Source organism: Chitinimonas sp. (assembly GCF_041904975.1).
Classification (GTDB): Bacteria; Pseudomonadota; Gammaproteobacteria; order Burkholderiales; family Chitinimonadaceae; genus Chitinimonas.
On sequence record NZ_JAYRLZ010000111.1, the window covers coordinates 1 to 13,189 of the forward strand.

The following is a 13,189-nucleotide window of genomic DNA, read 5'->3' on the forward strand; positions in this document are numbered from 1 at the left end:
CGTGTATCGGAGTAGTAATGGCGGCGACAGCTGGACGGTGGCGAAGCGCGGGTTGGCAAATCCTGCTTTGCTAGAGGATAGCAAGGGCAATATCTTTGCTGGAGCGTATGACGGCGTGTTTAAAAGCAGCGATGCGGGTATTAGCTGGGTGCCGGTAAGTAATGGAATGCCTAAGGCAACTGTTCGAAAGTTGTTTGAGGATAGTCATGGCGCGCTTTATGCCTTCCTTTATGGGGCGAGCACGTTTAAGAGCACCGATGGCGGAGAAAATTGGATGCCATTGGATAAGCCGCCTAATTATTTTCCTCGTGGAACTGATCTCAAGTTCATTCTCGAAGATCGCAGCGGCAATCTCTATGTCGGATTTGATGGATATAGTCGCAAGGGAAATGGCATATGGCGTAGCAATGATGGTGGTCGCAGCTGGTTGGCAATTAATAAAGGGCTATCTGACGATGCCTTGCATGTCCGCTCTCTAATTAGTGACGGCAATGGCACTTTATATCTTGGGACCATCCATGATGGTGTGTATCAAAGCAGTGACGCCGGCAATTCATGGACGGCTATCAATGAAGGCTTGAGTAATGCTGGGCTGCGTATCAAATCGCTATTGCTAGATGATAATGGGCAACTATATGCCGCGACCAATGGAGGCGGTGTGTTCAAGCGCAAGCCGGGTGGCGCTGCTTGGACTGCGGCCAACTCGGGCCTGGATGCTTTACCGGTGACTGCGTTACTGGCTGATAGTGCTGGAAATGTCTATGCCGGCGGGTATGGAGGCGTATTCAAAAGCGATACGGCGGGCACTAGCTGGAAGCCGATGAGCATGGGTCTGCCTGGAATGGCGCTGTCTGTCAATGCGCTGCAGATGGACCAGCAGGGTATGCTGTATGCCGGTACTCAGAACGGTTTGTACAAAAGCACCAATGGCGCGGAAACATGGCAAAACTGGTTCGGATTTAAGGGTTCGCAGGATGAGTGGCCAATTCTTTCCTTGATGGTTGATGATAATGGTGCGATTTACGCTGGTGATGTCGGATGGGGTTGGTTTGACGGAGATTACTGGCGTTTAGGATATGGTATTGCCAAATATAGCAAAGGGAAATTTTTCGAATATGGCAGTGGATTGTTCCCTGTGTGGAACGCTTCGCTAAACGATACTCCGGTGGTCTATTCCCTGCTGGCAGATCGCAGTGGCAATCTTTATGCTGGCACTAACCTGGGTTTGTTCAAAAGCAGTCAAGGCATGGCTTGGGCACCCGCAAATATCGGATTGCCCGGAGATGATGATAATTACAATCGTTTGCCAGGCAAGCCGGTCCGCTACAATCTCTTTATCAATGCCTTGGCGGCAGACGGGCGTGGAAATCTCTTCGCCGGAGTATGGGATTACTCCTCTCTTGGCATATACAAGAGTAGCAATGGCGGCGCGACTTGGACCGCTACAAATAAAGGCTTCCCTGACGTCAGTGCCAGTGCCCTACTCGCCACCAATAGCGGCATCCTGTTTGCCGGAACCTATCAGGGCGTGTACCAGAGCGATAACAGCGGTGCCACCTGGTTCGCATTGAACACCGGGCTATCCGGAACCGCCTTGCATGTGCATGCCCTCGCGATCGACAGCAACGGCATCTTGTATATCGGTACCGATTCCGGTGTGTATCAACGCAAGGCTCCCACGCCATGGGCCAGCGCGCTGAGCAGCAGCGGCCCGCTTGCCAGGCAGAATCTAGAATTGAGCCTGACGCCTGCCAGTGGCGACAGCGGCCGGGCCGGCTGCGTATTCATGGCGGCGGTGATCGATGGCGCGGTGTATCTGTTGGGTGAACAGGGCGCGGCGCCATTCAATGCCAGCCAGCCGCTGGTCTACCGCCAGGGCCCGCTGGGCAAGATGCAAACCACGCTGCTCGGCAATGCCGACCTCAGCAGCCTGATCGGAACACAGATCATTGCCGGCTACGGGCTTGGCAGCTCTGCCACTGCCTGCCTTGGCGATATGCTGGAAAACCAGCGCTACCAATTGCTGCATACGGTGCATTGATACGCGGCCAGCCAACCGGTGCAGGCGGTACTCAGGCTCGGCGCATTTCGCCCATCACCAGGCGGTAGTACCAAAAAGCCTCGTGCTCGGCGATGAGCGTGCGCAGGCGGGCGGGGGGCAGGCCGGTTACCCGGCGGACCTCGCGGCCTAGATGGGATTGGTCGGCAAAGCCGGCATCGGCGGCCACGGTGGCGAAGTCGTTGCGAGGGTGATCGGGTGCAGCGGCGATGCGTAGCGCCGCTTCTTCGGTGCGCACAAACAGCTGCAGATCGCGGTGGCTCTGGCCGGTCCAGTCCTGCACCCGGCGTTGCAGCTGGCGCAAGCTATTGCCGGCGCCGGAGTGAGTGCTGCGGGTCAGCAAGGAGCGGACCCAGTCGCCCAGCAACAAGGATTGACTGCGATTGGCAGGCTCATGCCACAGCGGTGTCAGCTGCCGCTCCAACTCGGCGAAAGCCGTATCCGATTCCGCAAACACCGCCTGGCAGGCGTGCAAGAGGGCGGGCGGCGCAATCGCCTCCAGCGGTAGCACTCGGTCGACAAAGGGTTTGATCGGCTGTCCGAGCAGGCGGGCCAGGGCATCCGGGTAAAAACCTACCAGCAAGGCATGCACCGGGCCGGGCGACCAGCTCACCGTGGGCTTGCGTTGCGGCCCGGTGAATAGCAAGCGCGGAAAGGCCGGGCCCAGCTGGGGTGGCGCATCGGGGTCGGCATCTACCACCTGGTGCAGGCAACCGTCGAAGATCCAGGCAATCGAGGCCATCGGCGTGGCCGGGTAGTAATTGAAGCGTTGCGTCTCATCGAGCACACAGCCGCGCGTATCGCGCTCCACCGCTGCCAGCATGCAGGCGGAAAGTGCTTGGCTCGGGGTGTGCAGACAGGCGCGCGTGTGCTGTTCGAGTGTCGTTTCCATTCTATCCGCGCGTGCAGGGCCTTGGCACGATGGCGCCGATACCGACACTGGAGCAAAGCACCATGCGTACCATCATTCAAGGCCGATTTTCCCACAGGCTGCGTAGCATGTGGATTTCCTGCAAGGTAGCCAGCGACGTGCTGTTGCGCCGCGCCCTCGGCAAGCCCTTGGTGGCCGAGTGGCCATGGCTGGTGGAATACGCCACGCTGTATATCCGCGCCCAGTTCAACCACGCCTTTGCGCGGGAGGACTTTGCTGAAGGTCGTGCTTACTTCGACAGCGTCTATGGCGTGGTGCGCGACTACCCGGACGTGGCGATCCGCGCCACTGGCGCAGGCGAGCCACCGGGGCACTGGTTTATCCCGACTCGCGTGCGCAGCGATGCCACCATGCTGCACTTTCACGGCGGCGGCTATGCCTTTTACGCCGGTGTGTCGCACCATTTCGCCGCCTGCATGGCGCATACCCTGGGCATACGCATCTTTGCGCCAGACTATCGCCTTACCCCGGAACACCCGCATCCGGCACAGCGCGACGACGCTCTGGCCGCCTATGCTTATCTGCTGCAACAAGGCGTCAACCCGGCAAAGCTGATTTTGTGTGGCGACTCCGCAGGCGGCCATCTGGCCTTGATGACTCGGGTCAATCTGCAACAGGCTGGTTTACCGGCACCGGCGCTCACCATCGGGCTCAGCCCATGGACCGATACCGGCCTGCGTGGCGCCAGCCAGTTCGGCAATGATCGATATGATCTGGTGCAGGGCCATATGACCGTGCAGTTCTCCCGCTGGCTGAAAGGCGGGCAGCCACTTAGTGATGCCGAGCTATCGCCGATCTATCAGGATTTCAGCGATCTGGGGCCGGTGTACCTGCAGGCCGGGGGGCTCGAGATCCTTGTCGATATGATTCGCGCATTTGCATCGACGGTTAAGGCGCAGGGCGGGCAGGTGCGGCTTGATGTGTGGCCGCAGATGATGCACGAATTCCAAAGCTATGGAGACTACCTGCCGGAGAGCCGCGAGGCACTGCAGCGACTCGCCGAGGCGATAGATTGGGCGACTGGCAAGGTGGCGGATTTCGCCGGTGCTTCATGGACCGAATGTGACCACTGGCGCACCAGCCAAAAAGCGCCCAAAGCAAGTGCAGCCGGGATCATCGCGGGAATGCCGGCGCCTTGAGCAGCCTAGGCTCTGTTGACGTTTTGTCGGCGGATCGCGTTTCGTCGGAAAACCGGCGTTTGCTGCGTTGTCACTCGCTGACACGGCCCGCCATGCGGCGCTCGTTCCGCCTTGGCGGAGACGACAGAGCCTTGCCGAGCCGCACCATCATTCAAGCCGCCATCCTCGGTAACCACATCGCCAGCGCCGCTACCGCCGTGCCGATCAGCATAGCAATGCTCAAGCCGCCGATCAGGGTGGCGATGGTCAGGCGGGTGGCGGGGCGGGCATGCTGGGCGCGCAAATACAGCTCCAGTATTGCCAGCGGCAGCAGGTAGTCGGCAAAGGCCAGAAAGGTGAGGAAGGGGCCGGTGAAGCTATCCGGGTCGAAGCCCTTGGGGCCATGGTTGATGACAATCCACAACATCATGCCGACCCGGAAGAACCACACGCCGCTGACGGCGATAAACAGGCGCAGCGCCCAGCGGCGATGATCGGCAATGCGGCCTTGCCAGGCGGCCCGCCAGGACAGCCAGGCAAAGGCCCAGATCAGCACGGCGTCGAGCGTCAGGCCGATGTGCTGGCTCATGTCGCCCACCGCGCCGCGTATCCACACCATATAGAGGCCAGCGGCGCTGGCGGCCAGTGCGCCAAGCATATACAGCCGGCCGTTCCAGCGGTGCAGCTGCGGCAGCCGGGTGCGTAGCCAGGGCAGCAATTGCAGCAGGCCCCCGGCTATCACCAGGGTCGCCATGGCGATATGGATCACCATGGCGGCATTTCCCGGCCCATCGCCGGCGCGGTAGGCATGCGGCACCACCTTGTTCCATGCGGCGAGCTGCCCGGCAAAGGCGTGGCGCCAGTAAAACGCCAGCAGATACAGCACAAACAGCAGCTGGCCGCCCGCCAGCGCGCCAAACCAGATCCGCGCCGACCAGGCCAGTGCCTGCCGGCTGCGCGAGCCTGAATCCGGCTGATTCAAGCCGGAACGTAATGCCATCGATGCCTGTGACTGCATGACTGCCTCACTGTTTGTGGAAAACAGTGCCGACTATGCGCGAGCTGCGCCAAGCACCAGAACCGGTATCGGACCAGTGAAGGAATCCGCGTTTCGAGGCACGGCAGCTGCCGACCAGTTGCGCGGCGGGCGGGGCGAGCGCTGAGCCCGGGTGCTGCGACATCACATCAAATCGTCAACCCACTGTCATATCCGTGTAAAGCCGCCTACATCTAAGCCCGCCAGAATTCGCCGGCTTCACCGAGGACGCCAGCCGCTGCGTCTGCCCCAAAACAAAGGAGAAACCCCGATGAGCTTCACCCGCCTGATGGCCGGTGCGCTGGCTGCTGCCTGCCTTGCCGCGCCTGCCCTCGCCTTTACCCAGGAAACCCATCGCCGCATCGTGCTCGATGCCGTCAGCTATATGCAGGCCAACCCGAGCACCACCAATTACCAGAAGCTGCTGAGCGGTGCCACCCGCGCCGGTTACACCATCGAGCAGCTGGCCAGCACCCTGGGCCAGGGCGCTTACGATGTCGATGACTTCAGCGATACCTATATCTGCGGCGCCGTGACCGGCGATTGCGCCCAGGCGCCGCTGTGGGGCCTGGCTTCCGGCATTGCCCGCTATACCTCGTACTGGCATTTCGAAAACCATGCGGCCGGCGCCGATGTGCATGGCAACCGCTTCGGTGGCTACAACTACGCCAAGATTCCGGTACGTGGCGATGTCGACAAGCTGGCGGCCGGCTGGCTGTATGGCGACCATCTCGACGATGGCAATGGCGGCATGAAGGGCTGGTTCAGCGATGGCAGCAAGTACGACAGCTACAACATCACCGAGCGCAACTACCGCCTGGGCGGCAGCTCCAGCCCCAGCATGTATGCCGACTTCGAAACCATGCCGTTCCAGCCGATCAGCAATCTCGGCCAGTATTGGTTCCAGCAGTTCCTCGCCCGCCCCAGCGCGCAAACGCTCGGCTTTGTGCTGCACACCACCGATCTGCTGCAACCGCACCATACCTGGATCACCTCCGGCAATAACCATGTCGGTTGGGAAGGCTGGGTACGCGATTACTACGACAGCGAAAAGCTCAACGACAGCGCCCTGGTGACCGCCGCCCTGCGCGATTTCACCCCGCTGAACCCGGCCGCCGTGGATATCCGCCCCTTGCTGCAGCAGGGTGGCGCTTATTCCTATGCCAATGGTGCAGTGGTGCTGTCGTCCACCAACCATGCCGACCGTGTCGTCGCTGCGCGCAAGGTGGTACCGCACGCCATCGCCATGGTGGTGAATGTGCTCAACCGCGCCGCCGAGCGTCTGGTGCAATGATGCGCGGCCCCCGCTTCGGGGCCGCCCTGCTGCTGATCGCCGCCCTTCACGGGGCGGTGCAAGCCAGTAGTGCGCCCAGCGCACCGGCGCCGGCCGCCCTGATCAATGGCCAGCCGGTCAGCATGGCCACCTTGCGGATGTTGCATGGCGTGGTGGCACAACGCGAGCCGGAAAAACGCCTGGCCGATGTGCTGGCCAGCATCGTTCAGAACCAGGTGCTGGCCGACTATGGCCGCCGCGAATATGGCGATGCACTGCTGTTTGCCAGCGCGCGCGTCGGCTTTGCGCCCGATGTCAGCGCCGAAGACGGCATGGTGGCGACCCTGCGCATGGCGTATCGCGGCAAGGTGGAGAAAGCGCTGGCCGAATCGGCCGGTGGCAGCCGCTGGGTCACCCAGCGCTATCCGCTTGGCGCCGAGCGCCTGGCCGGCTTGCTCGGCGTGCAGCGTGGCGGCGTGATGCGGCTGGATGACCGCCTCAGCCCGGCCCAGGAAGCTGCGCTGCGGCAAGTGCCGCTGCTGGATTACCGCTTTGCTGATGGTGAGGTGCAGACCATTACCTTGCAGGAAGTCTGGCATCGGCAGAACACCCAGGGGCGCAATGCCTTGCTGGCGCTCGATACCGAGCTGGCGATGCGGCAGGCGCAGCAGATTGTCGCCAACCGTTACATCGTCCACTGGGCGATGCAGCAGCCGGGCATGAATGCACAGGTGCCGGTCGAGCTGCAGCGCATCCTGGCCGAGCGCGACCGCCGCGATGCGCTGGCCCGCTATATGGGCGCCCAGCCCGATCTGCATTTCGACAGCCCCTACCTGAAGCAGCTGCAGGACAAGGTGGGCGTCGATGATATTGCCGCCTACTACGCCCGCAACCCGGCCGAATTCAAACGCATCGAGCGGGTGGAGGCACGCCAGCTGCGCTTTGCCGATGAGGCAGCGGCCAATGCTGCCAGCGAGCGCCTGGCCAAGGGCGAGGCCTTCGAGCAGGTGGCGCGCGATAGCTCGATTGCGGCTAGCCGCGAGCATGGCGGCTATCTGGGCTGGATCAGTGCCGAGCAGGCGCGCAGCGACTGGCTTGCGCAATTGCTGATGGCCTGGCCGCCCGGCCCGCCGTCGCGGCCGGTGCGCGAGCCGGAGGTGGCCAATGGCCAGCCCGGTTGGCAGATCGTGCAGGTGCTCAAGCGACAGGAAGGCGTTTATCCGCTCGATAGCGAAACGGTGCGCTACGCCGCAAGGCAAGGCCTGGCACGGCAATGGGCGGTGCGCGACTTTATGGCGCTGCGCGAGAGGCTGAGCCAGTCGGCCACGCTGACGCTCGATCGCAAGGCGCTCGGCTTTGGCCCGCGTGCCCTGAAGCTCGCGCAGGCAGCATCATGAACCGGCGCCGAGTGGTAGCGGGGCTGGCAAGCGTGGCGGCGCTGCTGTTGGCGGGCTGGGCGGCTTGGCCTGCGGCTGAGGGGGCTGCCGGGTCGACGCCAGCTTTGCCGGCAACCGGCGCACCGGCAAAGCTGGCCACAGCGGCGCCGGCCGCTTGGCCGTTTCGGGTCAGCGCAGCGGCTGCGCCGGCGGCGGAGCGGGCAGCGCCTGATTCGCCCCTGCTACCGATGACAGCCTATTCGCCGGCTGCGATCAGCATGGCGGAGACCCGCGAGCAGGGCGAATCGCGCACGCCGCCGATCGAGCGCGCGCCGGCCGCCGAGCTGCCCGACGCCTGGGCGCTGGCCTCGCCCGATCACTATGCCCAGTTCGAGGCCCGCCAGTCGGCGCGGCTGTATGCCGACTACCAGCAGGCGGCCGATAGCGAACTGCCCAAGCTGCGCGCCGCGCTGGAGGCTGGCCGGGCCAGCGGTGTATCGGCCGAGCAGCTGGCCATGGGCGAAGAAAAGCTGCGCCGCCTGCAAGCGGCCCGCGATCAGGCGGCCGCCTTGCTAGCGCAGCAACGCCCAGCCAAATAGGGCGCTTGTGCTGCGTCGTTCCCGCGCTGGCGCAAACCCGGAAATCGCTATCCTGGATGCCCGCCTGGGCGGGCATGACATATAGCGGTGGCTGCCTGTATCGCGCGACTATTCGCCCACCATATGGCAGTCACAGCCTTGGTGTGCCAAAGCAACGGTGGCGGTAGCTGGTGCAGTGCCCAGCTTGCTGCGCAGCTGGCGTGCTGCCGCCACCATATTGCAGAGCGCGGCCTCGGTCTCCGGCCAGCCACGGGTTTTCAGGCCGCAGTCCGGGTTCACCCACAGCCGCTCGGCCGGGATCACTTGCAGCGCTTTTTGCAGCAATGCTGCCATGGCAGCGGTGGTGGGCACGCGCGGCGAGTGGATGTCGTATACGCCGGGGCCGATTTCGTTGAAATGCAATCGAGGCCGAAGGTGCTGTGCATTTCCTGCTTGCGGGCCTACGGAGCCCGATCCGTGATTGGCTGCACTGGCCGGGTCCAGAGGGAATGCGGCGCTGAGCGAACCATTGCCAATGGCTAGTTTGCCGGGCTCCCTCATCCCCGGCCCTTCTCCCGCTTGCGGGAGAAGGGAGCTTGCAAACGCCTCCAGCAGCGTCATGGCCGAGCGGGCGGTCTCGATGGTGATCACATCGGCATCCATGGCGGCGATGGCGGGCAAGATATCCTCGAATTCCGCATAGCACATATGGGTGTGCACCTGGGTCTCCGGCCGGGCGCCGGCGGCGGCCAGCTTGAAGGCGGTCACCGCCCAGTCCAGATAGCTGGCCCAGTCTGCCTGCCTGAGCGGCAGGCCTTCGCGGAATGCCGGCTCATCGATCTGGATGGCCGGCACGCCAGCGGCATCCAGCTCGGCTACCTCGTCGCGCAGCGCCAGCGCCATTTGCAGCGCCACTTCGGCGCGCGGTATGTCGTGGCGTACAAAGGCCCATTGCACCAGCGTCACCGGCCCGGTCAGCATGCCCTTCATCGGCTTGCTGCTGAGGCTTTGTGCATAGCGGGTCCACGCCACCGTCATCGCTTGCGGCCGGCTCACATCACCCCAGATCAGCGGCGGTTTCACCCCGCGCGAACCATAGCTTTGCACCCAACCATGCTGGGTAACCGCCACGCCGGCCAGTTGTTCGGCAAAGTAATCGACCATATCGCTGCGCTCGGCCTCGCCATGCACCAGCACATCCAGCCCCAGCGCTTCCTGCTTGGCAACCGCCACGGCAATTTCCGCCTGCATGGCGGCCTGGTAATCGGCTTGGCTCAATTCACCGCGCTTGAAGGCGGCGCGTTGCGCGCGGATGGTGGCAGTTTGCGGAAACGAGCCGATGGTGGTGGTGGGCAGCGGCGGCAGTTGCAGGCGCTCGCCTTGTAGCAGGGCGCGCTCCGGGTAACTGAGACCACGCTCGATTTCCGGCAGGGCCTTCAGTCGTGCTGCCACCTGTGCATCGGCGCGGCCGGGCAGGCTGGCAAAGCGCGCCAGCGCCGCGCGATTGGCTTCCAGCGCCTGAAAGCTGACGCTGCGGCCCAGGCTCAGCACCTGCCCCAGCGTCTGCAATTCGCCAAGCTTCTGCCGGGCAAAGCTCAGGCCATCGCGCAGGCCATCGGCCAGGGCGGTTTCCTGATCCAGATCCACAGGCACATGCAGCAGCGAGCAGCTGGGCGCCAGCCACAGCGATTCGCCCAAGCGGCTGTGCAGTGGCGTCAGCTGGTCCAGCGCGGCATCCAGATCGGTTTTCCACACATTGCGACCATCGACAATGCCGACCGACAGCACCTTGCCGGCCGGCCAGTCGGCAAACGTCGCCAGCTGCGCCGGGTCGCGCACTGCATCGAGGTGCAGGCCGCCGATGGGCAGGGCTCGCAGCCAGTCGGCGTGTGCCGCCACGCCGCCGAAGTAGCTGGCCAGCAGGATGCGCGGGTGGGCCTGCGCCAGTTCGCGGTACACCGGGCCAAAGGCGGCTAGCCAGTCGGCATCGAGGTCGGTGGCCAGAATCGGCTCATCCAGCTGCACCCAGTCGCTACCCTCGGCCAGCAGGGATTTCAAGAGCCGCACATAGGCCGGCAGCAGGCGCGGCAGCAGGGCCAGTGGCGCAATGCCTTGCACACGGGCCAGCTTGAGCAGGGTGAGCGGCCCGACCAGCTGCACCTTGGGGCTGAATCCGGCGAGGGCTGCCTCGCGCAGCTCGTCCAGCAGCCAGTCCACGCCACCATCGAAGCGGCTGTCGTGGTCGAATTCCGGCTTCAGATAGTGGTAATTGGTGTCGAACCACTTGGTCATCTCGCAAGCCGGCTGGGCCGCGTTGCCGCGCGCCAGCTCGAAATACTGGCTGCGCGTCAAAGCTTGCGCATCAAAGCCGAAGCGGGCCGGCAAGGCGCCGAGCAGCACGGCGGTGTCGAGCACCTGGTCGTAATAGGAGAAGTCGCCGACCGACACAAAACGCAGGCCCGCCTGCTGCTGCCATTGCCAGTGACGCAAACGCAGCGCGCGGCCGCTGGCGGCCAGGCCAGCATCGTCGAGCTCGCCGCGCCAGAATGCTTCCACGGCAAATTTCAATTCACGGCGGCCGCCTATGCGGGGGAAGCCAAGCAGGTGGGTAGTAATCATGAGCGCTCCTTTGGATATATCGATGGATGAATGAACGCTTTGCATGATGCGAGCCGGCTGACTATTATCCAATCGCATGTTTTTGTGGATTGGTATTAGCCAATTTCATGATTGATTGCGATCTGCCCCTCCCCCTTGAAGGGGAGGGCGTGTCCAGCCTCCTGCCTCGAGTTGGCGGCAGGCACCCGCACCTCACCAGCTGATTTGTTGATAGATGAACCCACTGCTTGAACTCCGCCACCTGCGCACCATGACCGCCCTGGTCGAAACCGGTGGCGTCGCCCGTGCTGCCGATCGACTGTGCCTCACCCAATCGGCGCTATCGCACCAGCTCAAACAGCTGGAAGACCACTTCGGCCTGAGCCTGTTCGAGCGCAAATCGCAGCCGCTCAAGCTCACTCCGGCCGGCCAGCGCCTGCATGCGCTGGCGCTCGATGTGCTACCGAAAATCGATGACAGCTGCCGTGACATCGCCCGCATCCGCGATGGGGCCGCCGGCAGCCTGCGGGTGGCGGTGGAGTGCCATACCTGTTTCGACTGGCTGATGCCGGCCATGGACGAATACCGGCCGCGCTGGCCCGAGGTGGAGCTGGATATCGTGTCGGGCTTTCATGCCGACCCGATCGGTCTGATCCACCAGGGCGACGCCGATGTGGCCATCGTGTCCGAGCGCGACGACAAGGAGCCGGTGCACTACTTCCCGCTATTTCGTTATGAGATCGTCGGCCTGTTGGCCAACGACCATGCGCTCGCGGCCAAGACTTGCCTGGAAGCCGCCGACTTTGCCGCCGAAACGCTGATCACCTACCCGGTGCCGGACGAGATGCTCGATATCATCCGCCAGGTGCTCAAACCGGCTGGCGTGCAGCCCAAGCGCCGTAGCTCCGAGCTGACCATCGCCATCCTGCAACTGGTAGCCAGCCGCCGCGGCATTGCCGCTCTGCCGGAATGGGCGGTGGAAACCTATTTGCAGCGCCAGTATGTGACGGCGCGGCCGATCACCGCCAAGCGGCTGTATGGGCAGTTGTATGCAGCCGTGCCAACCGGCCGGGCTGCGCTGGCTTATGTGGAGGATTTTGTGGATACGGTGCGAGCGACCTGTGCGAGCAGCTTGCCCGGCATTGAGTTACTTTGATGGTGGTTTCGATGGCGCTAACTGAGACGCAGCTGATTTATAACCAGATCGCGCAGCGGCAAAAACCGTTTGGCCTCGGTGTTGCATGGTTTGCGAACCTCGGCGAGTCCGCACAGATGGATGCATTGCAAGAGCTTCGGCGTGTTGCCCAGCAATCTCACCCCAAAGCCACCGATCTGCCTGAGGCGATGCAGTTGGCTGGTATCAAACGAGCCATGACGCCCTGTGTAATGGTGAGCAAGGTAGCGCGCCCGGAGCTGGCGTTTGATCGCCTATTGAAGCTGCCGCAGAGTGAGTGGGACAAGGTATTCCAGTTGCTGCTGGCGTTGTTTGTTATTGCCGACTCGCGCAGAAGAGAAACCGACTGCGCTGATGGCTGTACTCACGAATGGCACAATCTACCGACTTGATTTGCCTTTCAAGCACTTGCTTGGTACCTTTGGGCCTGCATGAACGACACTGCCAAACGCATACTCGATCTGGCCGAAGCGCTCTGGCTGGAGCGGGGTTTCAACGGTTTCAGCTACCAGCATCTGGCCGAGCCGATGCGGGTGAAGAACGCCGCCATCCATTACCACTTCCCGGCCAAGGCCGATCTGGGCGTGGCGCTGGTGGCGCGCTTTCGCCGGCGCTTTGCCCGCTCGGCCGAGCAGGCAAGCAGCACCATTGCCGACCCATGGCAGCGGCTGGAGGAATATATCGACATGCTCACGGTGAGCTATGCCGAGCCCGACCGCATTTGCCCGACCGGCATGCTGGCGGCCGAGTGGGCCACCTTGCCGGTCAGCATGCGCGAGGAGGCGCGCGCCTTTATGCGCGAGCTGTACGCCTGGTGCCTGCTGGTGCTGAAGGACGGGGTGGAAAGCGGGCATTTTCGCTTTGCCGGTTCATGCGAAGACAAGGCCGCCACCTTGCTGGCCACCCTGCAGGGCGCCTTGCAGCTGGCGCGTTTTGAGCCAGACTGGCTCGATGGCATCAAGAAACAGATACGGCTGGACCTGGGGGCTCGTGCCGGATCTTTGTAACAAGACATTGTCGCAGATCGATCCGTAGGAGCGGGCCAT

The 13,189-nt window shown here is 63.1% G+C and carries 10 protein-coding genes and 2 pseudogenes; 8 read left to right on the plus strand and 4 right to left on the minus strand.

What is annotated here, in order from left to right:
• On the plus strand, window positions 1–2,041 hold a 2,041-nt coding region (locus tag ACE3OH_RS11885), incomplete at its 5' end, for a hypothetical protein (protein WP_374352622.1).
• 31 nt (window positions 2,042–2,072) lie between these two features.
• Here the strand turns inward: ACE3OH_RS11885 and ACE3OH_RS11890 are convergent.
• Window positions 2,073–2,951, minus strand: coding sequence for a helix-turn-helix domain-containing protein (locus tag ACE3OH_RS11890; protein ID WP_374352625.1), 879 nt, complete (start codon window positions 2,949–2,951; stop codon window positions 2,073–2,075).
• Between the two features lie 62 nt (window positions 2,952–3,013).
• Here ACE3OH_RS11890 and ACE3OH_RS11895 point away from each other — a divergent pair, with 62 nt between their 5' ends.
• Window positions 3,014–4,129, plus strand: a complete 1,116-nt coding sequence (locus ACE3OH_RS11895; RefSeq protein ID WP_374352628.1) for an alpha/beta hydrolase — start codon at window positions 3,014–3,016, stop codon at window positions 4,127–4,129.
• A 151-nt stretch (window positions 4,130–4,280) separates the two neighbouring features.
• On the opposite strand, the gene ACE3OH_RS11900 is transcribed toward ACE3OH_RS11895, so the two are convergent.
• Window positions 4,281–5,126 (minus strand): DUF2306 domain-containing protein, encoded by an 846-nt coding sequence (locus ACE3OH_RS11900; RefSeq protein ID WP_374352631.1) that lies wholly within the window; start codon window positions 5,124–5,126, stop codon window positions 4,281–4,283.
• A gap of 289 nt (window positions 5,127–5,415) precedes the next feature.
• On the opposite strand from ACE3OH_RS11900, the gene ACE3OH_RS11905 reads away from it, so the two are divergent.
• Genes ACE3OH_RS11905 through ACE3OH_RS11915 form a run of 3 tightly spaced genes read left to right on the plus strand, consistent with a single transcriptional unit; the run spans window position 5,416 to window position 8,392 of the window.
• The gene (locus ACE3OH_RS11905; protein ID WP_374352634.1) at window positions 5,416–6,438 is read left to right on the plus strand and encodes a hypothetical protein; all 1,023 of its coding nucleotides are present in this window, start codon (window positions 5,416–5,418) and stop codon (window positions 6,436–6,438) included.
• Window positions 6,435–7,814: a peptidylprolyl isomerase gene (locus tag ACE3OH_RS11910; RefSeq protein WP_374352636.1), complete on the plus strand. Its 1,380-nt coding sequence runs from the start codon at window positions 6,435–6,437 to the stop codon at window positions 7,812–7,814. The genes ACE3OH_RS11905 and ACE3OH_RS11910 overlap by 4 nt, the downstream gene beginning before the upstream one ends.
• On the plus strand, window positions 7,811–8,392 hold the full coding sequence (locus tag ACE3OH_RS11915) for a hypothetical protein (RefSeq protein WP_374352639.1): 582 nt from the start codon (window positions 7,811–7,813) through the stop codon (window positions 8,390–8,392). The genes ACE3OH_RS11910 and ACE3OH_RS11915 overlap by 4 nt, the downstream gene beginning before the upstream one ends.
• Before the next feature lie 108 nt (window positions 8,393–8,500).
• Here ACE3OH_RS11915 and ACE3OH_RS11920 read toward each other — a convergent pair.
• A pseudogene (locus ACE3OH_RS11920) lies at window positions 8,501–8,785 on the minus strand (5-methyltetrahydropteroyltriglutamate--homocysteine S-methyltransferase); the annotation flags it as partial.
• A 186-nt stretch (window positions 8,786–8,971) separates the two neighbouring features.
• A pseudogene (gene metE, locus ACE3OH_RS11925) lies at window positions 8,972–11,068 on the minus strand (5-methyltetrahydropteroyltriglutamate--homocysteine S-methyltransferase); the annotation flags it as partial.
• A 136-nt stretch (window positions 11,069–11,204) separates the two neighbouring features.
• Here metE and ACE3OH_RS11930 point away from each other — a divergent pair.
• The 3 genes from ACE3OH_RS11930 to ACE3OH_RS11940 are packed head-to-tail and all read left to right on the plus strand — an operon-like array spanning window position 11,205 to window position 13,150.
• Complete coding sequence (locus ACE3OH_RS11930) at window positions 11,205–12,125, plus strand: LysR family transcriptional regulator (RefSeq protein ID WP_374352642.1); 921 nt, start codon at window positions 11,205–11,207, stop codon at window positions 12,123–12,125.
• Window positions 12,125–12,535: a DUF5958 family protein gene (locus ACE3OH_RS11935; protein WP_374352644.1), complete on the plus strand. Its 411-nt coding sequence runs from the start codon at window positions 12,125–12,127 to the stop codon at window positions 12,533–12,535. Before ACE3OH_RS11930 ends, ACE3OH_RS11935 begins: the two co-directional genes overlap by 1 nt.
• A 39-nt stretch (window positions 12,536–12,574) precedes the next feature.
• On the plus strand, window positions 12,575–13,150 hold the full coding sequence (locus ACE3OH_RS11940; RefSeq protein ID WP_374352649.1) for a TetR/AcrR family transcriptional regulator: 576 nt from the start codon (window positions 12,575–12,577) through the stop codon (window positions 13,148–13,150).
• Window positions 13,151–13,189 lie beyond the last annotated feature (39 nt).